The 23,171-nt window shown below is 34.3% G+C and carries 20 protein-coding genes and 1 tRNA gene; 15 read left to right on the forward strand and 6 right to left on the reverse strand.

What is annotated here, in order from left to right:
* The first annotated feature begins 170 nt into the window (after nt 1-170).
* The 3 genes from trpS to xseB all read left to right on the forward strand — a co-directional run bounded on the left by trpS (nt 171) and on the right by xseB (nt 2,950).
* Nucleotides 171-1,139: a tryptophan--tRNA ligase gene (trpS, locus tag T367_RS0110770; protein WP_027419856.1), complete on the forward strand. Its 969-nt coding sequence runs from the start codon at nt 171-173 to the stop codon at nt 1,137-1,139.
* A gap of 215 nt (nt 1,140-1,354) precedes the next feature.
* Nucleotides 1,355-2,728 carry an exodeoxyribonuclease VII large subunit gene (xseA, locus tag T367_RS0110775; protein ID WP_072032192.1) on the forward strand — a complete coding sequence of 458 codons (1,374 nt, stop codon included), beginning with the start codon at nt 1,355-1,357 and terminating at the stop codon, nt 2,726-2,728.
* 9 nt (nt 2,729-2,737) lie between these two features.
* Nucleotides 2,738-2,950, forward strand: coding sequence for an exodeoxyribonuclease VII small subunit (xseB, locus tag T367_RS0110780; protein ID WP_027419858.1), 213 nt, complete (start codon nt 2,738-2,740; stop codon nt 2,948-2,950).
* Here the strand turns inward: xseB and T367_RS0110785 are convergent.
* Nucleotides 2,947-3,225 carry a hypothetical protein gene (locus tag T367_RS0110785; RefSeq protein WP_035843246.1) on the reverse strand — a complete coding sequence of 93 codons (279 nt, stop codon included), beginning with the start codon at nt 3,223-3,225 and terminating at the stop codon, nt 2,947-2,949. The genes xseB and T367_RS0110785 overlap by 4 nt on opposite strands.
* Before the next feature lie 61 nt (nt 3,226-3,286).
* Nucleotides 3,287-3,538 (reverse strand): hypothetical protein, encoded by a 252-nt coding sequence (locus tag T367_RS0110790; RefSeq protein WP_027419860.1) that lies wholly within the window; start codon nt 3,536-3,538, stop codon nt 3,287-3,289.
* A 338-nt stretch (nt 3,539-3,876) separates the two neighbouring features.
* Here T367_RS0110790 and T367_RS23915 point away from each other — a divergent pair, with 338 nt between their 5' ends.
* On the forward strand, nt 3,877-4,221 hold the full coding sequence (locus T367_RS23915; RefSeq protein ID WP_051568492.1) for a helix-turn-helix domain-containing protein: 345 nt from the start codon (nt 3,877-3,879) through the stop codon (nt 4,219-4,221).
* Here T367_RS23915 and T367_RS0110800 read toward each other — a convergent pair.
* Nucleotides 4,218-5,837 carry a T9SS type A sorting domain-containing protein gene (locus T367_RS0110800; RefSeq protein WP_084274393.1) on the reverse strand — a complete coding sequence of 540 codons (1,620 nt, stop codon included), beginning with the start codon at nt 5,835-5,837 and terminating at the stop codon, nt 4,218-4,220. The two genes, T367_RS23915 and T367_RS0110800, sit on opposite strands and share 4 nt — an antisense overlap.
* Before the next feature lie 629 nt (nt 5,838-6,466).
* Nucleotides 6,467-6,539, reverse strand: a tRNA-Phe gene (locus T367_RS0110805).
* A 111-nt stretch (nt 6,540-6,650) separates the two neighbouring features.
* Between T367_RS0110805 and T367_RS0110810 the strand changes: the two genes are divergently transcribed.
* The 4 genes from T367_RS0110810 to lptC are packed head-to-tail and all read left to right on the forward strand — an operon-like array spanning nt 6,651 to nt 10,768.
* Entirely contained in the window at nt 6,651-7,361 is a 711-nt protein-coding gene (locus T367_RS0110810) for a type III pantothenate kinase (protein ID WP_027419862.1), read from the forward strand.
* Nucleotides 7,354-8,823 carry a hypothetical protein gene (locus T367_RS0110815; protein ID WP_157454200.1) on the forward strand — a complete coding sequence of 490 codons (1,470 nt, stop codon included), beginning with the start codon at nt 7,354-7,356 and terminating at the stop codon, nt 8,821-8,823. The genes T367_RS0110810 and T367_RS0110815 overlap by 8 nt, the downstream gene beginning before the upstream one ends.
* A gap of 13 nt (nt 8,824-8,836) precedes the next feature.
* Nucleotides 8,837-10,177: a tetratricopeptide repeat protein gene (locus tag T367_RS0110820; RefSeq protein ID WP_157454201.1), complete on the forward strand. Its 1,341-nt coding sequence runs from the start codon at nt 8,837-8,839 to the stop codon at nt 10,175-10,177.
* Between the two features lie 3 nt (nt 10,178-10,180).
* Complete coding sequence (lptC, locus tag T367_RS0110825) at nt 10,181-10,768, forward strand: LPS export ABC transporter periplasmic protein LptC (protein WP_157454202.1); 588 nt, start codon at nt 10,181-10,183, stop codon at nt 10,766-10,768.
* A gap of 246 nt (nt 10,769-11,014) precedes the next feature.
* Here lptC and T367_RS0110835 read toward each other — a convergent pair whose 3' ends face one another.
* Entirely contained in the window at nt 11,015-11,692 is a 678-nt protein-coding gene (locus T367_RS0110835; RefSeq protein ID WP_027419867.1) for a phosphonatase-like hydrolase, read from the reverse strand.
* A 12-nt stretch (nt 11,693-11,704) separates the two neighbouring features.
* A complete protein-coding gene (locus tag T367_RS0110840) occupies nt 11,705-12,277 on the reverse strand; it encodes a helix-turn-helix domain-containing protein (protein ID WP_027419868.1) in 573 nt (190 codons plus the stop codon).
* Nucleotides 12,278-12,421: 144 nt separating this feature from the next.
* Here T367_RS0110840 and T367_RS0110845 point away from each other — a divergent pair, with 144 nt between their 5' ends.
* From T367_RS0110845 to T367_RS0110875, 7 genes are all read left to right on the forward strand, one after another.
* Nucleotides 12,422-13,735, forward strand: a complete 1,314-nt coding sequence (locus T367_RS0110845; protein ID WP_051568493.1) for a DUF5690 family protein — start codon at nt 12,422-12,424, stop codon at nt 13,733-13,735.
* Nucleotides 13,722-14,108, forward strand: coding sequence for a hypothetical protein (locus T367_RS0110850; protein ID WP_027419870.1), 387 nt, complete (start codon nt 13,722-13,724; stop codon nt 14,106-14,108). Before T367_RS0110845 ends, T367_RS0110850 begins: the two co-directional genes overlap by 14 nt.
* A 4-nt stretch (nt 14,109-14,112) precedes the next feature.
* Nucleotides 14,113-17,184, forward strand: coding sequence for a TonB-dependent receptor (locus T367_RS0110855; RefSeq protein WP_027419871.1), 3,072 nt, complete (start codon nt 14,113-14,115; stop codon nt 17,182-17,184).
* Between the two features lie 22 nt (nt 17,185-17,206).
* The gene (locus T367_RS23920) at nt 17,207-18,481 is read left to right on the forward strand and encodes an alkaline phosphatase family protein (protein WP_051568494.1); all 1,275 of its coding nucleotides are present in this window, start codon (nt 17,207-17,209) and stop codon (nt 18,479-18,481) included.
* Nucleotides 18,482-18,525: 44 nt separating this feature from the next.
* On the forward strand, nt 18,526-21,618 hold the full coding sequence (locus T367_RS0110865) for a LamG-like jellyroll fold domain-containing protein (RefSeq protein WP_027419872.1): 3,093 nt from the start codon (nt 18,526-18,528) through the stop codon (nt 21,616-21,618).
* A gap of 65 nt (nt 21,619-21,683) precedes the next feature.
* The gene (locus tag T367_RS0110870; protein WP_027419873.1) at nt 21,684-22,829 is read left to right on the forward strand and encodes a TIGR03364 family FAD-dependent oxidoreductase; all 1,146 of its coding nucleotides are present in this window, start codon (nt 21,684-21,686) and stop codon (nt 22,827-22,829) included.
* Nucleotides 22,830-22,955: 126 nt separating this feature from the next.
* A partial coding sequence (locus T367_RS0110875; protein WP_027419874.1) for a helix-turn-helix domain-containing protein occupies nt 22,956-23,171 on the forward strand: 216 nt, incomplete at its 3' end.

Here is a 23,171-nt window from a genome sequence, read left to right on the forward strand (position 1 = left end):
TACACAAACATAGTGAATTCTATTTTATAATTTACGTGTCCCAAACGAATTGTAATCTTTTAACAATTAGGGTTGATTTTGTTCTATTTCTGCCGATGTTTTCCCCCTTTCTTATTAAATTTGATCAATATTTAAAAAAATGACCTTTTTTAAGTAGAATAAATTGAATTATGGCAAGAATTTTAACAGGTATACAAAGTACCGGAATTCCACATTTAGGGAATATTTTAGGAGCAATTAAACCAGCAATAGCATTGGCGAAAGATAAGGACAATGATTCTTTTCTTTTTATTGCCAATATGCACACTTTAACACAGATTAAAGATGCAGAGTTATTGCGTTCGAATACTTTAGCGACTGCTGCTGTTTGGCTAGCATGTGGTTTAGACTTTGAAACAACTACTTTTTATAGACAAAGTGATGTTCCTCAAACTACTGAATTAACTTGGTATTTATCTTGTTTTTTTCCTTACCAAAGAATGACATTGGCGCATTCATTTAAAGATAAGGCTGATCATTTAGATGATGTAAATGGGGGCTTATTTTTATACCCGATGTTAATGGCTGCAGATATTTTATTGTACGATGCTGAAAAAGTACCCGTTGGTAAAGATCAGTTGCAACATTTGGAGTTTGCTAGAGATGTTGCAGGTCGTTTTAACCATCAAATGGGGGAGACGTTTGTATTGCCAAAAGCTGATTTAAAAGAGGATGCACAATTGATTCCTGGGTTAGACGGATTAAAAATGTCTAAATCTAGAAACAATATCATCAATATATTTCTGCCAGAAAAGCAATTGAAAAAACAAATTAACGGCATTGTTACGGATAGTTTAGGTTTGGATGAGCCTAAAGATCCTGATTCTTGTAATGCCTTTAAAATATATGAATTGCTTTCTGAGCCGGCTGAAATTGAAACGATGCGCCAGAACTATATTAATGGAGGTTGGGGATATGGTCATACGAAGAATGCGATTTTCCAAAAAATATTGACTGACTTTAAAACTGAGCGTGAAAAATTCGATTATTACATGAATAATCCCGCAGAAGTTGACAGAATACTAGCGTTAGGCGCAGCTAAAGCGGCACTGGTAGCGAACGACGTTTTAAGCCGTGTGAGAACAAATTTGGGTTATTAAGTTCTGAATAAATTCCTATTTTACAATAGGTTGATTGAAGCCAGTGCAAATGCTAAAAAGGCCGAAAGACCAATTATGATTTGTACGGTTTCTTTACTTTCTATTTTATTCATTATCTTCATTTTTTAGTTAGGAATTCTTGAAGAGATCAGAAAAGATAGAAATATTCTTTCTATTTAACTAATAATCAAGGTTAAAAAAATGTAAATACTATTTTGGATACGCCGAAAAACATATTTTCTTTAACGGCACTTACCCGTTCTATTGAGCGATTGGTCCAAAACCAATTGGGGGATAGATTGTTTTGGATTGTAGCAGAGGTTGTGAAAATTCAAGAAAAAAATGGGCATAATTATCTTCATTTGGTTGATTCGGAAGAGGGAAAAACAACAGCCGAAATGGATGCGACTTTGTGGTTCACCACCTTTAATAGAATCAATACCAAACTGAATAACGAATTGCCAGGAATATTGGCGAAAGGGAATAAGGTTCTTTTACAAGTAAAAGTCGAATTTCACGCAGTTTTTGGTATGAAATTGAATGTTTTTGACGTCGATCCATCAATTACTTATGGTGAAATTGAAAAACTGAAGAAAGAAACTTTAGATCGATTGCAAAAAGAAGGATTGCTCTATTTGCAAAAGCAATTGTACTTGCCACCTATGATCAAAAAAATTGGAATTATTGGTTCGCCAAATTCTTCTGGTTACCGAGATTTTATTAATGAATTATTCGAGAATCAAATTTTCTCAAATTTTAAAGTAAAAGGTTTTCCAACTCGCGTTCAAGGTGAAAAAGCTGAAAATGAAATTGTAAAAGCGATTTTAAAAGCCCAAGCTTATAATTTGGATGTGCTTGTTATCATTCGAGGTGGAGGAAGTAAAATGGATTTGAATCTATTTAACCATTATAATATTGCCAAAGCAATAAGTGAATCCAAAATTCCGGTTATTACTGGTATTGGACACGAATCTGATGATGTTTTATCGGATCATGTGGCGCATATATCGCAAATAACACCAACAGCTGTGGCAAAGTTCATTTATTTGCGCGTTGGGATATTTAAAACTTCTGTTGACGATGCATTTAATAAAATAGTAAGCAACAGTGAGCGGTTGGTCTCTCAAAAGAAGGAACTTTTTAAGCAGTTGAGTAATTATATTGTCTTTTATGCACAAGAAACGCTAGTTGTAAATCGTAATTTACTGCGGGAGAATATTCATCTCTTGCATGTGTTGAGTAACGAGCGTTTTGAAATTGAGAGGTCTAGTTTACGCATGAAATTGACTAAGATTGGTCATTATGCAATCAATAAAATTGAACTAAAAAAGAATACAGAATTGTTTAGTACCATGGACAAGATTGATATCTTGACGAGCAATACTTTGAGACAAAATCATGTTAAATTGGATAATTTAAATACTTTATTAGAATTATTGAATCCTGAAGAATTGTTGAAAAAAGGATATACGATTTCTACGATAAATAAAGTAGATATTAATAAATTTACGGGAGAATTGATTGGTAGTGAAATGAAAACACTTACAGCAAATAAAGTGATTGTAAGTGAAATAACGAAAGTGAAATAAGGCAAAAAGATGAAACTAGATCCTAAATTGAAATATGACGAAGCCTTAGAGCAATTGCAAGAAATAGTTTCGCTTTTAGAACGCAAGGAAATAGATATTGATGACCTGGCAAACAAAGTGAAAGAAGCCAAGCTATTGGTCGATTTTTGCCGCAAGAAATTAGAAGATACTGAAGAACAAATCAGCAAGATTATAAGTCCAGATAGTGGCAAGGAAGATTAAATACTGCAACTAACACTGTATTGGTCGAATTTTGTTCCGTTAATGGATACGATATAGTCCATGCGAATATCGTAGGAATTATCTACTGTTTGAAGATACATGATTTCTCCTGTTTTGCTATTTCCTCGCAGATCCGTAATGATAGCCTTCTCAATTGTTTTTTCGAAGCTGTTGTCTAAATAGACAACCTGTACCAACGATTTTAACGTAGCATAATGCTCTAAAACATCATAAAATGAGCAGTTGATAGGGGTGTAAGTTGTTTCAGTTTTCATAACTTTCACTTTTTTGAGTTAGACGGTGAACGTTCGAACTACTTACAGGTAAGAATATTAATTATTTCGTTTCGAACTTTACAGCGAATCCAAAAACAAAGGGATACGTTTCCTGGTTGCCATCTAAGAGTGCGAATTTAATTGGTAGTTTATCAGTTTTTCGAATAGTCGCAGCAATTTCTGCGAGATATTCGTTCGTAAATACCTCGTAAACACCTTTGAAAATAAGCTCAGTAATTTCATCGTTATTTAAAGTGTAGTATTTTATCATTGTATCTAAAACGATCGCTTGTTGATGTGAAATTTTTTGCATTTGATTTTTGTTTTCATTTACATTACTGTATTGTTCTTTTTAAGCGCTGTTGTGTATAATTTTTTTCTATTTTTGAGTGTTAAACAAAATGGTAGGTGTGGAAAAACCACACCCACCCTAACTGTAAAACATTAACTTCTGTTCAAATGTGCAGAATAAATGAGCTTCATTAAAAAATTGATTCGTCGTATTACAAAAGATTTTTTATTTGAGCCTTTATATTGCTGCAGTGCGAAAAATTGACATAAGTTTTTGTTTTTGGTTGGGATAAATATATGCAATAATTTGCAATTAATTCTATTTTAATTGCAAATAAATGCATTTTATTTTCTCGTAAGATGCTAAAAATTAAGGAGTACAGGAAGCTTAGAGGGTTTACTCAGCAAGAGCTGTCTGAATTGTCTGGAATAAAAAAACGAACATTAATCAACTATGAAAATGGAGATTCAGATATTCCTTTTTCAAAATTGCAAAAAATTGCAAATATCTTAGAGGTTTCAATTCAAGAGTTATATCTTGATTCGACTACTGAAATGGTAAATGACCCGCTACAAAAATATGGTGCAGACTGCAAGAGTTGTGATGAAAAAATCGAATTGATTAAAGCGTTACAAAAAACAATTACTAGTCAAGAGGCATTAATTGAGATGTTGAAAAAACAAGGCAAAGGGCAATCTTCCTAGCCGGCTTTTATCATTTTTATGGCTGTTGAAGCATCATTATAAATCATTTCTACTAAATAAATGCCTTGCAACCAATTTGTAGTGTTTATGTAATATTGTAACATGCCTTCGGAGGTTATTTTTTCATTTAATATTAATTTGCCGTCAATACTATAGATGTTTACTTCGAATTGTCCTTTTCCTTCGTGATCTCGAATTAGAGTGAATTCATCTATAAATGGGTTAGGAAAGGCAATAAATTCATCCGAAGGAAAATCATCAAATACCACTTGACTTATCTTGGTGATCTTGGTAACCTCATTGTTCTGGGCTAATTGAGTGCCCATTACCGGTGCGGAAACATCTATTATACCAGCTACATATAAATTATTGTATTCATCTAATCCTCCTATTGATTTTACTCCCAATTTATCGATGTATTTATTTTTAAGAAGTCTTCCATTTTCGGAGTCTATTGTTGTGCTTAATAATCCTATAATTTCACTAGTTTCAAAAAAAAATTCATATGCTATAAGTTGAGCAACAATAACAGGGTTTCTTTGTGGGTCTATAAAAATATGATTAGTAGTACGATTAGATTCAGTTCTATATTCAGGGGGTAAATCCATGCACCAAATAGCATTCAGTTGCGCGTTTAACTTTAGTAATACCAATTCTCTTTTAATTTTAAAACTTTTATCGTAAATTAATAATGCTGATGTGTCTGTAGAAAGCAAAACGTATAAATCGCCTGCGTCATCTGATGCAATAGAAATTATTCTTGCAAAGCCATCATTCTCTTTTTTTAAGATACATGTTTTTTTCAATATCCCATTCGTACTGTAAAGCTGTATTATTCCGTTTTGTAATTGATTCGTATTAATAATGGTGTCTTTATTTGGCCATATAAACTGATGACGGAAATTTCTAGCAAGAATAAATTCGTTTTTCGGTAGTGAAACAGCTTTAATATCTAAGTTGCTTTCTGTGACCTCATGCCATATGTATTTGCCTGCCGAATTGATTCTTAGAATGATATTGCTATTTTTTGAGGTTTCAATTATGGTTTGACCATCATATTGTATGTTTTTAACGTTGAAAAAAGAAATTATACTATTTCCATCTCCGTCAGTTTGAATTGAACTAATTCTTGCAGCTTCCAATTCGCTACTGATTTTTTTTGCCCAAAGTACTTCACCGTTGGTGTTTAATTTAAAAATGAAATTGGTTAAACTGTCAATTGGCGATGCTGTCAAGCGGTTTTCTCCGAATTGATGTGATCCGCTAAAATAACCGGTTGCATATATGTTCTCGTTCTCGTCAAATGTGATATTCACCAATGTTAGTTCTCTTGATAATTCGGTGTTTTTAGAGTTAAAAACCCACTTTATTTTGCCGTAATTATCATGTTTTGCCAAGAAGAGTTGCTGATTGTTAAATTCTAATGGCGCCAATGTGACACCGTTAACAGTATGATTAGAAGTTGTATCGTAAGGTCCATAATAAAATAAATTACCTTTTGGACTAAGTCCCATTTTAGATACGCCGGGATAAGTATCTTTTATCCATTCGAATTTTTGAGAATATAAGACTGAGCCTATACATATTGTAATGAGTAAAAAAAATAATTTAAACATGGTGTACTGTCAGTTAGGTTTTGATGTGGGTTACTTCATAAATATAACGATTATAGATAAGTAGGGGTTGGTTATTATACGAATATGGTGAAATATAGTCTAAATCTTCGAAGCTTGATTTGTGGCTTATTTATATTGAGTTGTTTAATAGCTTCGAAGCAAGCGTTGCTGCTTCACTGCATTGCTTTTTGGGAAATGATATATTTTGTGGTTCGAAGCGTGTTACACCGCTTCTCTATGGTGTTTTTGGTGGGGTTTAGTTGGGTTTTGGGGTTCAAAGCGAGTTACACCGCTTCTCTGTGGTTTATTTGCTTGGGTTGAGTTTTTGGATCGAAGCAAGCGTTGCTGCTTCACTGCAATGCTTTTTGGGAAATGATATATTTTGGAGTTCGAAGCGAGTTACACCGCTTCTCTAGAGGCTCTAATGACTATCAACTACAAAGGGATTAAGGCAAATTCTCATTGCATTCGAATATTGCCTTGATCCCTTTTTGGGGTTCCGACAAAGCGTAGAAACCAAATATTTCTTGCAGAAATATTTTTGGTTTTTTTGATGTCATTAAAGCTGAAGCAAGCTTCGCTTTATGGCATAAAAAAAACCAAGTGCCAAGCACTTGGTTTCTTTTTTGTGGTGATAGAGGGATTTGAACCCCCGACACATGGATTTTCAGTCCATTGCTCTACCACCTGAGCTATATCACCATCCTTATTTGTGGGGGCAAAGATATAAAGGTTTTTTTAAGTACAATAGATTTAACAGTAATTTTTTATTTTTTTTGCAATACTTAAATAAAAAGTCTGCAATTTTGTACTGTGAATATTATTATAGATCAAGGGAATACCGCCATAAAGTTAGCTCAATTTGAGGGTGAAAAAATAATTGAAAAATTTTATTTTAAGCGCTCAGATATTATCTTGGTTAATCATTGGATTAAAACCAATGTGAAAAAAACGGACCGCATTATAATTAGTTCGGTTACGAATGATCGACTTGAAATAGATAATGAGAATATTGTTTATTTAACGGCTGAAACACCATTGCCTATAGTGTTAGGATACGATACGCCTGAAACTTTAGGTAAAGATCGCATTGCGAATGCTGTTGCAATTTGGGCTTTAAATGAACATAAAGATTCTTTGTGTATTGATTTAGGAACTTGTATTAAATATGATTTGGTTAGTAGAGACGGGGTTTATCTTGGTGGGAATATAAGTCCAGGAATGGAAATGCGATATAAAGCATTGGCTCATTTTACAGATAAATTACCTTTGGTTAATCCGCAGCCGTATAGAACTAAATATGGTGTTGATACGACTACAAGTATCGTTCATGGAGTACAAGAAGCGATCAAGCACGAAATAAATGGTTTTATTACACGTTATACCAACGAATTTATTGACTTAACAATTTTTATGACGGGTGGAGATCTAAATTACTTTGATAAAGTATATAAAAATAGCATCTTTGCAAATTCCGATCTGACCGTTGTTGGGTTGAATGAAATTTTAATTTATAATGCGTAATAAATATTTAGGGCTAATATTGCTGTTTGTGCTTTGCTTATGGGGTGACTATAGTATGGCACAAAAAGGTACGCAAAGTCCTTATAGTTCATACGGAATTGGCGAATTGAACAGACGTTCGTATGCTTCAATTTCTGGTATGGGAGGAGTATCGGTGGCTTCGACAGATTCCACTGTTGTGAATTCTAATAATCCAGCATCTTATGCTTTCTTTTCAAGGAATAAACCAATTTTTCAAGTTGGACTGAGTGGTAAAACATCTGATTTTTCTAATGCAACCTCTACTTCTACGCAGAGACATTTTGGTTTAAATCAGTTCCAGTTAGGTCTCCCAATTAAAAAGAACTGGGGTATAGGTGTCGGAATTAAACCATATTCTTTTACAGGATATACCATTACTAACTTTGATGTTGTTGATCAGGATACTCTTGGTCAAGCAGTAAGTGAAGGTAGTGGAGGGATTCGTATTGCAAATTTAGGGCTAGGTTATAAACCGCTTAACGCTTATAAAAAAGCTTACAAACCAAGAGTTTTATTAGATAGTTTAGGGAATGTCATTTCAAGGGATTCAGTTGGGTATTGGAAAACAAGAACTTTATCATTTGGTTTCAATGCTAATTATTTATTTGGAACTTCATTAAATACAAGGTCGAATGAGTTTTTACCTTCTTATGGTTCGAATTTTAACGCGAGAGTTCAAAATGGGATTCGTATGTCAGGGTATACATTCGAATTCGGAGCTTCTTACCAAATTGGTCGTATAACAGCTACAAAGAATACATCTTTGTCTATTGCGGGTAGCTATACGCCAGCAATGGCAGTTCGTGCTTTTGAAGATATTTTAACTTATTCGTATGTGGGAAGTTATTATAAAGGAGAAACAACTGGAATAGTTGATACGATTGAATTTGCAGATAATGTAGAAGGTAAATTATATATGCCAGATGTCTATAAGATTGGTGTCGAATATCGAATAGGTTCTGTTAGAGGTAATAGATCGATGTTGAGACTAGCTGCCGAAGTGAATTATGAAACATGGTCGAATTTTAAATCTGAATTTGGTACTGTAACAAGTGATGTAAATTCAATGAAGGATAGATTATTCGTGGCTGCAGGAATCGAATGGAATCCTTCAACTATATCAGGAATGCGGAATAATACCACCTCTTTTCTTTCGAGACTAAAATATCGTGTAGGAGTTAATTATACTGATACTGAGCTTAAAATTAACAATAACCTAGGTGAAATCTCAACTGTACAGGATTATGGCATGAGTTTTGGAATAGGTATTCCGGTATCGATTAGTAATGCCAGTACCAATATTAATATAGGAGCAAATTTTGGAGCTCTCGGCTCAACAGAAAATGGACTTATAAAAGAGAATTATATTGGGTTCCAAGTTGGGATTTCAATAACACCTGGAAACGGTGACTACTGGTTTGTTAAACGTAAATATGATTAAAATTAATATAGAAATGAAGATTAAAAAAAGTATAATATTAGCTGTCTTAACCCTTTTTACTAGCATAGGTGTTTCTGCACAAGATGGTGCGGGTGATGATTGTGCAAAATTTAGAAGTTTATATTTTCAATACATTCCTCAAACTACTACAGATGATGAAAGTATGAGAAAGCAATATCGTGATGCTGCTAACTTTTGGGCACAAGCGATTACTGCATGTGGAATGGAAAATTTAGATGCTAAATTTTTCTACAATGGTAAATACATCTACAATAATCTTGTAAAATATACAGAAGACTCTGTGCAGTTGAAAAATTTCAATGATACAATAGTTTTCTGTTTCGAATCAAGAATGAAAGTTGAAAATGATCCTTCATGGACAGCTGATTATGCTACTTATTTAGTAGGGCAAGGTTCAACTGATTATGATAAAATTGATCAACTTTATAAAGAAAGTATTCATAAATTAAAATCAGAATCAAGTGCGACTGATATCATGTATTATTTCAAGCATTTAATCATGAATAAATTCAATTCTGCAAAAGGTGATGAAAAGGAAGTCGCGAGAACTGAAGTTATAGATGAGTATATTGTATTGTCTGAATATGTTAGTGAAGCACATAAAAAAGCAAAAGCTGAAGCAAATGAGAATAGTGTCGCTAGATCTGCTCAAGCAAGAGATTATTTAGATAAATACTTCTTGTTAATCGCAAAAGATTGTGATATTTTGACTGAAGTGTTCGCTAAAAAATTAGCAACATTACCACAGGAGAAGGCTGAGAAATTAGCAAAAGTGAATAGTTACTTAGGTCTAATGGATCAGAAACAATGTCAATCTACAGCTGTTTATGGACAGTTTGTTGATACTTTAATCCTTCTTGAGCCAACTGCAGATGCTTATTATTTCGGAGCAAGTTATGCTTCTTCAAATGGTAATTCATCTAAGGCCTTTAAATATTATGAGAAAGCTGTTGAAATGGAAGGTGATGGTCCGAATAAAGATAAATACTTATTGAGTTTGGCAAATGCGCAATATAAGGCGGGATCATATAAATCAGCTTATAATACTGCAAAGAAAATTAACGGAGACGAATTTAAAGGTGATGCTTTATTGATCTGTGCGAATGTTATTGCTGCTACCGCTAATGATTGTGGAGACACAACTTTTGATAGAAAAGCGAATAACTGGTTGGCAAATGATTATGTGAACAGAGCTATCTCAGCAGGTGCAAGTGCAAGCAGTGGTAAATTTTTAGATAGAGCTCCTGATACTGGTGATATTTTTGAAGCTGGTAAAGCCAAAGGTGGTTCTCATTTATGTGCTTGTTGGGGTGAAAGCACTACGATTAGATAAACTTTGAATAAAGTAATAAAATATATAATTATTGGTATTCCCGTCACTTTAGTGATGGGAATACTTTTTTCATGTGAGAACGATTTGAAGATGGTTTCGTCTGTAACCGCAACGGATGAAACACCGGATGAAATAGTTAATAACTTACATACGCTCTATACAGACTCTGGTGTGGTGATATACGAAATTAAAGCGGTTAGAATGGAGAAGTACGATGAACCAAAGAATATTACCATATTCAAAAAAGGTTTTGAAGTTAATTTTTATAAATCTAAGGATAGCATCGTTTCTCGACTTACAGCTGATTATGGGGAGATAAAAGGGAAAGAAAATCTAATTATTGCTAGAAATAATGTAATTTTTACGAACTTTGACAAAGATCAAACTTTAAAAACGGAAGAGCTTTTTTGGGATCGAAAATCTAAAAGGGTTAAAACGGATAAGAGATTTGAAGTAATTGGAGCAAAAAATTCGGCCTGGGGCTATGGTCTCGATACGGATGAAACCTTTAGCTCTTATAATATGCATAATGTAAGTTTTACTTATTTGACAAACGATACAATAAATGACGAGTTTAGCAAAGATAAATAGAGTGTTAGAAATTTTTTGGTGGAGCATGACTGTTGCCACTTTTGTACTTGTTTTAGCTATGTGCTTTATTCAAGGGTGGGGAAGTTGGATATATTATTTTATAATCCCCGTCCTAACAGCTATAATGGCGCTTGTACGTAGGTTTGCAAGTAAGCGTTTAGGTAAAAGTGAAGCGCTTAAGAAATAAGCAAAAAAAACAGTCCGAATCAAAATGATTGGACTGTATTTATTTTCTCGGAAACTTGCTTATATAAAGGAGAGCAATTCTTTTAGTTCATCGAAAATATGTGTCGGATTTGCTGATGCTAATTGTTCTCTGTTTTGAGCGCCAGTTGTAACGCCAATGGAATAAAGGCAATCGGCCGCTTGACCTTCTTGTATATCAACTATAGAATCACCAATTTTAGCGACGTTAGTAGCTGATATTACTCCTGTTTTGTCCATTGCCTTCAGAATCATATCTGGGTGTGGTCTTCCGTTTATTACATCGTCAGCCGTAACTAACGTGTCGTATTCAACACCTTCTGTCCATTTTAAATTCTTTAGTAATTTTGAAGCGGTACTTGAATCGTAGCCAGTGTTTAATGCTACTTTTATTGACTTATTTTTGAGTTCTGAAAATAAATCTTCAACACCAATGAATGATTTCACTTTAAGATTGTCGTATGCAATACTTAGCCTGATTTTGAAATCGTTAAATAATTCTTCAATTAATGTGTCATCATGATCGAAATTCATCGCAACCATTAAGTCTTTTATCGCTTGTTGTTTCTCTTTACCTGCACAGTAAGTTAGGACTTTTGGTAAGTTTACGTTGAATCCTTTTGCTTGTATTGTTGCTAAAATCGTTTTGTATACCACGTTGTCTTCATCAATCGTAGTACCGGCCATGTCAAAGACGACCAGTTTAATTTTTTGTTTCATATATGTTTTTAGTTATTTATAAAAGTAAATTACCAGCATTTCCGCTGGTTCGTTTGATGTATTAATAGGGACATGCGGAATGTTGCCATTGTAATACAATAAATCACCTTTTTCCAATGTGATTACTTCTTCATCTAGATGATAGTCAACTTTTCCGCGAATCATGAATTTAAGTTCGTGTGCATCTGTTGTTACTTTTTCTCGCTTATTCTCTGGATCTATCACAAGAAAATTAACTTCAAATGAACTTGGGCCAGACGAAGCATTCAGACCAAAAAAATAATTAAATCCTAGACTCTTGTTTTCACGATCAATCTTTTTTCGATCTCCGCTCTTCAATAAAATATAAGTCTGCTCATCTTCATGTTCTAATTTTTGAAAGAAATCCCCTAAAGGACATTGTAATTCTTCAATTAATTTTATTGTAACATGAAGAGAAGGTATTATTCTTCCGTTCTCAATTCTTGAAAGCATTCCTTTCGATATGCCAGCTTTGTCTGCTAAGGTTTGAACTGTTAATCCTTCAAAAACTCTTAACTCTTTTATTTGTCTGCCTATCTGAGTTATGTTGTCGTGTTTTACCATATTGAATGCAAATATATATAATTAATGTTGCTTATAGGTAAACAATTGTTGCCTTAATGTAAACTTAACAATTACTTTACGAATTTTGTAGTCTACTAAATACGGGCATTGTATAATTTTGAGCCATCAAATAGAAATAAAAATATGTTTCGTATAAGTAAACAATATCTTGAAGGGCAGTTGGTGAAGAATAAGGGTTTTTTTATGCTCTGGTGTTTTGTTGCATCTTTTGGTGCCTACTTTTCTATGTATGCTTTTCGTAAGCCATTTAGTGCTGGATTATTTGATGAAGGAGATGATTTATTTATTGCATCAAAAGCATTTTTTATAATCGCGCAAGTAATGGGTTATATGTGTTCTAAATTTATAGGAATAAAAGTTATTTCTGAATTGAAGGGGAAGCACCGTGTGATTTTCATAATCAGTCTTATCGTTTTTTCTGAAATAGCATTGCTATTTTTTGCATGGTCTCCCCTTCATCTTAAATTTATTTTTCTATTCATGAACGGGCTTCCGTTGGGTATGGTTTGGGGAATAGTGTTCAGCTTTTTAGAAGGGAGAAAGGTCACTGAATTTATAGCGTCAGGATTATGTATCAGTGCTATCATATCATCAGGTTTTCTTAAATCATTTGGCCGTTATTTTATTGAAATATTAGGTGTTAATGAGTATTGGATGCCTGTTTTGATTGGGTTGGTTTTTATTCCATTCTTTTTGTTTTTTGTTTGGATGCTTTGGTTGATCCCTCCACCGTTAGCAGAAGATATCGCCCTTAAGAAAAAACGTGTTCCAATGATGAAAAAAGATAGGAGAAGGTTTTTGAAAAAATATAAAATTGGTATTCTAATGTTGGTGGCTTCGTACGCTATGCTTTCAATTTTCCGGGATTTCCGGGATAATTTTAGTGTCGAAATTTGGGCAGAAATGAATGCGAATGCTGATTTTTCTGTTTTTCTTGAAACTGAAACGGTAGTCGGTATAGTTGTGGTTTTATGCATGGGATTGTTTACAATTTTTAAAAATAATGCGAATGGCTTAATTGCAACTTATCTAATTATTGCGTTAGGATTTTTATTAATCATTTCTTCCACCTTGTTTTTCGAATCAAATTATATCAGTCCTTATACTTGGATGATAGCTAGCGGTATTGGTCTTTACTTGTCCTATGTGCCGTTTCAAGTTGTGATTTATGAAAAACTAATCGCATGGTTAAATGAAAAAGGTAACGCAGGGTTTTTAATGTATTTGTCAGATAGTACTGGATATCTATTCGCTGTTTCGATTTTAACCTTTACTGAATTTTTATCCTGGGAGATTGATTGGTTAGATTTTATTATCAAAACAGCTTATTTAACTGGAATATTAGGGGTTGTTCAGCTTGTAATTTCATTTGTATACTTCATGAAAAGGGATACAAAAACTAAATCTATAATACTTAGTCCTTATGAAAATAATTAGTGTCAAACATTTTATCTTTTGTGTTGGTGTTTTACTAATGTCAAACAGTCTTTTAGCAGGAGAGCCGGATTCTTTAACTCAAAATAAAATCTTACAAGATTTTGAAAATTGTCTTGCCGAATCGGATTATACGAATTACTCAAATACAAGAGATGCCTTTAAAGTATCGATTGATAGTGATCAAGAATTCCAGGAAAATATTTGGAATGCTGCGCTAATTGCAGCAAGGCATTTTCGTGATTTCGGATTCACAAAATACATTTATGATATGCAAATGAACGAACATAGTACCATTTGCGATAAAAACTGTAAGCATCAAAGTCATCATAACCATAACCATAACCATAACCATCACCAACACAATCATAATTAAGATAATGCAATCAAAAAAAATCATTTTCGTTTTTATTTTCCTGATCAATTCTTTGGGTTTTGCTCAAACGGGTACCATTTTAGGTAAAGTAGTGCATGATAATGAATCAATACCATTTGTTTTGGTGGCCATTGATTCATTAGATATTAAAGTCAAATCAGATTTAAATGGTTTGTTCAGTATTGAAAATATTCCTTTTGGGACGCATCAAATACGTTTTGTATTTACAGGTTACGAAATCAAAAATGAAACTGTAATAATTGAGACTGATGTTTTAAGAATGGGGGATATTAGTCTTAATATGGGTGAAGGTAAAGCGTTGAATAGTGTAGACGTTAGCCATAAACTTAAAAACAGTCAAGTTCGAGGGAATTATATCCAAAAGATGGAGAATGCTATTAGCAATGTTGAATATGTAGGTGATGGAGAAATGCCTGCCTATAATGCAGCAGAAAATCTTCAAAAAATGCCTTCTGTAACAATTCAAAAAGATCAAGGAGAAGGACGATATATGTCTGTAAGAGGAACGCCAACTGATTGGAATAGTTCGCTAATTAATGGAGATAGACTGCCTGTTGCTGATGAGGATTCTGAAACACGAACCATGGCATTTGATGTCCTTTCTTCAGACTTATTAGATTATATTAAAGTCACAAAAGCGCTTACGCCAGACATGGAAGGGGATGCTATTGGTGGTGCTGTCGATTTTACAACAAAAACTTCTCCAGATTCTTTTGAATTGAGAATAAATTTAATGAATGGATACAGCACACAAGCTGAAAAGCCACTTTATAATATTAGCTTATTTCATGGAAGTAGAACAAAGGATAAACGTTTCGGTTATTTAATAAGTGGATCTCTTTTTCAAAGGAATTATGGGACGGATAATTTTGAAGTAGTTTACGGTTCTAATTTTAATCAAGGAATAAATAGACTTGAGCTTAGAGATTATATTGGTGAGAGAACAACAGCGGCTGGTAATATTGCATTGGATTATACTTTTAAAAATAAGTCTCAAATTTATTTTAAGGGGTTAACCGGGTATTTTTTAGATGCTGAAAGAAATCGAAAAACACGTTATAATTATGCGGTTGGAGCTGGTTCAACTGTTAGTTTACAACATATTTATTCACGCGCAAATTCTTTACTTTATGGAGGTGAATTCGGTACAAATCTAAATCTTTCGTCTAAATGGAAACTCGATTTAAAGTATGCCTATTATAGCAATAGTTTTGAGTATGGAAATGTTCCTTTCGGGGGTAATGACGAGCGTAACGGTTATCAAGTAATTACTTTTGAGCAGTATAATATCAATTATCTCGATCAAGTTTATATTGATAAACATGGCAATGCATATCAATCTGATGAAAATGGAAATCCTGTTGATAAAGATGGTACTGTTATCACGGATCCAAGTTTAGAATTGGCAAGGGTTAAACTAATCGGGCCAGACAATCCTTTGGGGAATGGGGACGAATGGGATAATATTCAACCAAAGGCAAAGCAAGCATTGGTTGCAGAAGAGTTTGAATTTTCAAATGCATATACTGAATTGAACACAACTTGGGAACGAGATCCACTTATTGCTCAGTTCGATTTGTCATATGTCCCAAATAGACGCGTTAATTTTAAATATGGAGGTAAAGTTCGTTTTAAAGAAGGTTATAGAAAGTTATCTCTTCACGAATGGAAACAAAATTTTGACGTATTTACGAAACCTATTTTTCTAACGAATTATAGACACAGCGATCTTGATTTGAATGGTGGTTTTTTAGAAGAGCTTGATCAACCATACGAAGGACAGTTTATGCCTTTTTTAGATGATTCTTTTTCTGATGGTTTCATTAATAGTTTAGGAGATACGCTCAGAGAAGATCCTATGAATCCAGCACATCATAGTTATTATGAGTTTGTTGGTGCGAAATATAGCTATGAAGAACAAGTTTATGCTTCATATTTGATGACCGATTATTCAATTTCAGATAAATTAAGTTTTATTGGGGGGGTAAGAGCTGAATATACGGTGCTAAATATGTGGGCTGATTCATTAATGGATGGTGATGATGATTGGTTTTTAGCGAATGTATATGATGTTCCCAATGGGGGGTATGAAATCGTACCAATCGACGACGATCCATATGCCGGTGAATTAGAACCGATTAAAGAATATACAGTAGGTTATCCAGTTGTAGAGGTGCAGAATAATCAAGAGTATCTTTCTTTTTTGCCTATGCTTCACTTACGATATGATTATTCAAATCAGTTGATTTATAGATTGGGATTGACGCGGTCTTTTCGCCGTCCGAATTTTATTGAAACTAAGCCTGGTTCTCCGATCATTGATTTTTCAAATCTTGAATACAATCAAGGGAATCCAAATTTGAAACCCGCTTATGCGTGGAATGCAGATTTTATGGTAGAGTATTATATGCCAAATGCAGGAATTTTTTCCGCTGGTATTTTTGGGAAAAGAATTAAAGATCATATATATCGTACAATTACTGCTGATATAGATCCTCAGACAGGGATTATCTATAAGTCATATCAGAATGCAGAAGCACCAATATTTTTGATGGGAGCTGAAGTGAATTTGAGAAAATATTTAGACTTTTTAAACGGGTTTGCAAAGAATTTTGGGATTGAAACGAATGTCACCTTCACCCATTCTGAAATGAATTTTCCAGGGCGAAGCTTTACGCAAGCCTTGCCATTACAGCCTAAATTCCTTTTTAATGGAACATTATTATATACTAATCGGGAAAAGGGCTTCAATATTCGATTGGCAGCCAACTATACAGGTGGTTATCTAATGGAAGTAAATACGTCGGCAATTCAGACTGATTCTGGTGAACTCGGTTTGATAAATGACAACACAGAATTTGATGTTTTTATGAAGGACAAGTGGTCACTCGATTTTAGCGCGTCTTATAAAGCCTTTAAATTTTTGAAATTATATGTAGAGTGCACAAATCTATTAAACACTCCCCTTTATATCTATCGTGGCCAAGAATTTAGACCAATTCAGGTTGAATTCTATGGCTTACGACTCAATTTCGGCCTCAAATTCGACTTATAAATAAAAAATAAAATTTAAAAAAATGAAAACAAAAATGAAATTAAAATCAATTGGTAAAATCAAGACATTGCTAGTGGCATCCTGTCTTGTAAGTATGGGTAGTATATATGCCCAAGATGAACATGATGAATATAAAATGTTATTCATTGGTATTGATGGTGTTCGATCTGATGCATTAAAACAGCTAATGGATGATGATTTAGTTCCTAACATGGAAGCTTTGTTTGCTACTGGAACATACACGTTTGATTCATGGCATTTAGGGATAACTTCTTCCGGTCCGTCATGGTCGGATATGTTGACGGGTGTTTGGGAAAACAAACACAATGTGACCAGTAATAGTTATACCGGTAGTGATTATGATACTTATCCATACTTCCCTACTAGAGTTAAAGAATGTCGTCCAAATGCAAAAGCTGTTCAAGTTACTTCTTGGAGTCCAATGAGTGACAATGTCTACAATGACGGATGGGATAATAAATTAATTCCGCCAACAGATGATGCTTGTGCTTTGGCTGCACAATCTCAATTAATTGATCCAGCTTTAGATATTTTATTTGTTCACTTTGATGATGTAGATGCTGCAGGACATGGGAATGGTTTTAACCCTGCAATTCCGGCATATATGAATGCAATTACTTATGTCGATACGAAAGTAGGGCAAGTGATTGATGCCTTATATGCAAGAACGAATTTTGCGAATGAAAAGTGGGTTATCATGCTAACAACTGATCACGGTGGAACTGGAACATCTCATGGCGGGAATTCTGACACTGAAAGACATATTTGGTGGGTGGCGAACGGTTATGGGATACCTTCAATGGAAATTACAGGAGCGGATCCTGGGTCGTACCGTTTTGGAGATGCACCTGATCCTGAATTAATTCAAACAACACCTGTTTTAACTGATATCGCAGTTACAGCAATTGATCATTTAGTACCAGGTACAGATTGTGAAGAAAGTCATAAGGCTGATTGGGCATTAGATGGCAAGTCGTGGTTAGATGAAGGGAGCCTTTATGTTGAAGGAAATAATTTTGACAACATTATCGATGTAAATATTTTTCCAAATCCTAATAATGGGGTTTTTGATGTGGTTGTCAACCTTACTCAAGGTGAAAATTATCAAGTTATTTTAACTGATTTAGCTGGTAAAACTGTATTTGAAAAAGAGCTAGAATATTTTGATGGCTATAGTAAGCTAAAGGTCGATTTACAACAGTTTGAAAATGGTGTTTACTTGATGAGTGTGAAAAGTGGTGATAAAATAATTACAAAAAAGGTGGTCAAACACTAAAAATCTTTTAATCTCCTGTTAGGCAGGAATAATAACTATCAATTATGAAAATATTACTTTTTTTGGCAGCATTTTATTTTGCTGCAACTGGGACTGTATTGTCTCAAGGTTCGAATCAAGCTTTTGATTTGTCAGCAAATCCGGATGCGAAAAACCATCTCGATTTAGGAGATCTTCCATTGGGAGAAATCGATTTTACAGTTGAATTTTGGTATAAGGCTGGTGGTGCAGGCGGAGATCCTGCAATTTTCTCTAATAAGGATTGGGATTCTGGAACAAACACAGGAATTAATGTAGCAATTCAAGGGGGAGGTTCAAATATGGATATCAACTTTAAAAGTGCCGAAAGTGACCGCGTTGATTTAAATGTTACAACTATCGATTTTGGAGCGCGATGGAACTTTGTGAGTATAATCGTTGAAAGAGCGACTGAAATTAAAGTGTATGTAAATGGTGTATTACAAGTTACAGCAGACATATCTGAGTCGATAGGTACTATTTCAAGTGAACATACTTTTAAATTTGGTCAAGATGGAACAGGTGCATATGGAAATCAAGCGCTAGGACAGATGGATGAATTTAGAATTTGGTCAGATATCAGAACGCAGGAAGAAATTAGAGCGCATATGTCTACAGGTTTAACAGGTCTCGAAGATGATCTATTATTGTATTTTAATTTCGATGATGGAGTCGATGAAAACGAACTTTCTTTAACTGGTGATTATAACGCTACAATTGTTGCTTATACAGCAGATAGCCGAGAGGTTTCAGGAGCTGCAATAGGTGACGAAGTTATAACGGCGTATCCTGCTGTTTGGGATGGCGAAGTGTACACTTTAGATGGTCCTTCTGGTGTTTTTACAATTAGTGACATTACAGGCGAATTGGCCGGAATTCAATTCTATAAAATCAATGAAGCACCGAATTCTATTACTGGAATTCATACCATTTATGAGAATGAAACGTATTATGGTGTTTATTTAATCGGAGCTGTTGGAGCCAATTATAAACTAACATATGATTATTCTATTTACGATGACGCTTTACTTAATGAAGAGAACGCAACAATTAGTGTCAGAAATGATAATGCGATGTTGTTTTGGTATGATATAGAGGCTGCATTTGATTTTGTTGAAGATAAAGCTATATTGAATACTTCTTTTACTGGTGAGTTTATTCTTGGTTTTGCTGACGCTGGTGAACCAGCTCCATCGGATGATTTATTTGGAGCGGGAATGAACTTAAACTTTAACGGTACCTCAAATTGGATTGATTTATCTAATGGGATAGTTAGTGCCGAATCTCTAGGGCTACCTGCTGAAAGTATTACGGTTGAAGCATGGGTTAAGCCAAGATCTTTTTCCACTTGGCGATCTGTAGTCAGTTTTTTGCAAGATAATGGTGACTTTGAAAAAGGATGGGATATTGAAACAAGAGATGGTAATAAATTTGCTTTTTCTTTATCTACAGAAGGTAATCTAACTTATTTAGAAACGGAAAATTCTTTTGTCGAAAACAGATGGTATCATGTTACTGGGACATATGACGGAATTACTCAAAAGATTTATGTTAATGGACAGTTAGAAGGTGAAACGACCGTAAATTCTGGGCCTATCGATTATGCTGATTCATGGTTGGCTGTTGGAGCCTATAAGGATGACAACGAAGAGGAACATTTAAATGCAAATATTGATGAAATTAGAATTTGGCATACAGCTAGAACAGCTGAAGAGATTCGTGACTTGATGTGTGAAAAAGCCGATCCTACAAATGAAGATTTATTTGCGTATTATTCGCTAGATGAGGTTTCTGGAACAGAGGTGGTTGATGTTTCTGGTCATTTATCGAACGGTATAATGTTGGAAATGGGGCCTGAAAGAAGGGAAGAGTCTGGTGCACCAATAGGGGACGAATCAGTTCATTTATATGATGCCGATTGGTCATCTGATGAATTAACTTTGACGACCGCAGATAATGGTGAAGTAACAGTGAAAGTTCATGAAGAAAATCCTTATGGCGTTCATATTTATTATACTAACGGAACGCCAATTACTGATGCTGAATTTCCTTTAGTTGAAGGTACAAATGGAAATTTCGGAATATTTATTGCAGAATCGAATGAAGAGCAATTGTCGCTTTATAATTATAAATGGAGTTATGATGGATTTGATGGTGCTGAATCGGGAGAGTCTGAGTTAGCGCTGCTGCAACGAACGTCTAAATTTGCCAATAATTGGTCGATAAATGATGCTGATGTAGATATGCCTTCCAATAATGTTTTAAGTGATACGATTGCATATAGAACTGAAATGGTTTTGATATCTAACGAATTAATTGCTTGTACATTACCATCTGATTTAGGGCTGGTTGAGAATACTGAATCTTCTGCAACTGTAAGTTGGTTAAATGGAGGGTCGACTATCTCTAACATTCAATATGGTATTGTTGGCTTTACTTTAGGGGAGGGTACTATCATTCATAATCAAACGGATGAAATTGAATTGATTGAAGGTGTTGAGAGTAGTTTTTTATATGCGCTGTATGTGCAAGATAGTTGTGAAACAAGTAATAGCCCATGGGTCGGTCCTTTTATTTTTACTGCTGAGAAATGCGAAGAACCTACCGCGGTACTTATTGATCCAATATCAGCAAATGAAGCTGGAATAACTTGGGATGGTATGAATGGAACGGATTGGACATTCTCATGGGGTCTTGACGGGTTTGATGTTGATTTTGGTGTGATGACTTTGGCTGATGAAATTCCATTTACTTTGGGTGGATTAGCGCCTGAAACGGCTTACCAATTTTATTTGCGTTCAAATTGCTCGTTTGACGAATCAAGATGGGTTGGTCCATTCGATTTTACAACAACTGCTGTTGATCATTCTGGAATTGATGAAAGTGAACTAGAGGTTGGAGTGTATCCTAACCCAACAACTGGTGAGCTATTTGTACAATCATCTGTTGGAATTTCTGCTTATCAAATAATTAATGTTTCTGGTATGACTGTTCTCAAAGGTGATGCAAATGGAAAAACAGCACTCGAATTGTCGCTTAATCAGTTTTCAACTGGTGTTTATTATCTGCAAATAATAGCTGGTAATAAAGCATCAACGATTAAAGTTCTGAAAAAATAAATTAGCAAGTAATAAAACTTAACCGAGCCATTCTTGTAAATGGCTCGGTTTATTATTGAAAACATATGAAAGATGCAATTGTAATTGGTGCTGGAGCTTTAGGTACTTTTCATGCTTACCATTTGGCTAAAAAAGGTAAAAAGGTTGTCGTATTTGAAAAAGATCATCAACCTAGAGAAGCTACTGTTCGTAATTTTGGACAAGTCGTTCCTTCCGGTTTTCCAATCGGGAGATGGCACGAATATGGAAAGTATAGTACAGCATTATATAAAGAAATACAATCGAAAACTGATATTGGAATAAGAAATAATGGCTCGTTGTATGTCGCATCTGATATTTCTGAAATGGCAGTACTTGAAGAGATGCATGAGCGTTTTAAAACAGATGATTACGATTCTATAATTTATAGTAAAGCTGATGTTTTGTCGTACAGTTCACAATTTAAATCGGACTATGTTCACGGTGGTTTGTATTTTCCTCAAGAGGTCTCTGCTGAACCACGAAAAATGATTCTAGCGATTCAAAAATATTTGACAGAATCGTATGAAGTTGAATTCGTTTATAATACAACCGTTATCAATGTCGAGGCTACGGGTAATGGAACTGAAATAACAATAGCAGGGGGAAATAAATTTAAGGCCGAAAAAGCGTTCGTATGTAACGGTCGAGATTTTAATGTTCTTTTTCCTGAGCTTTTTAGATCTGCAAATATTGAAGTGTCGAAACTGCAAATGATAGCAACAAAACCTGTTGATTTTGCGCTAAAGGGTAATATTCTAACTGGATTGAGTATTAGAAGGTACGAATCGTTTAAATCATGTGATAAATATGCGCAATTAATTCATAGAAAGGAATATGAATCGCTTGAAAATTATGGGATCCATTTATTGTTTAAACAACGTATTGATGGGAGTATTATAATTGGCGACTCTCATGTGTATGCAGATGAGAATAATGGATTTGATACTGGTTTTGATGAAGATGCTTTAATTAATGAGTTAATACTAAACGAAGCGAAGAATATCTTGGATATTCCAACGCTAGAAATTGATCAATTTTGGTCTGGATTTTATAGCCAAATGAAAGGGGATGGAGAAATTTATGAAAAGGAGATTGATAATTGTATCTATATTGTAACAGCAATTGGAGGCAAAGGAATGACAGCTTCAGCTGGTTATGCAAATGAAAAAATTAATAGCTTATATTTGTAAAGTTTCACAACATTGTTGATAGCAATAAAGCCCTTTCAGCGAAGTGAAGGCGAAGCCGAAACGAAGCTGAAAGGGCTGGAAATAAAATAGTTGATTATTTTTGTTTTACGACAAATAAAAATAATTATGCAACAAATCTATCATTCCAATGCCAAGACAAATATACATATTCGTCAAGAAATTAAAAATAATCTGAACTTAAGTATTGAGCAATTAGCCTTACGTTATGGTGTTTCTCGTCAAACCATATTTAAATGGCGTAAAGCTGAAACTCCTGAAGATAATTCTTGTGCCCCTAAAAAAATAGAATATGCTCTTAACGAGCAAGAAAAAGGGCTAGCA

The organism is Crocinitomix catalasitica ATCC 23190 (assembly GCF_000621625.1).
Taxonomy (GTDB): domain Bacteria; phylum Bacteroidota; class Bacteroidia; order Flavobacteriales_D; family Crocinitomicaceae; genus Crocinitomix; species Crocinitomix catalasitica.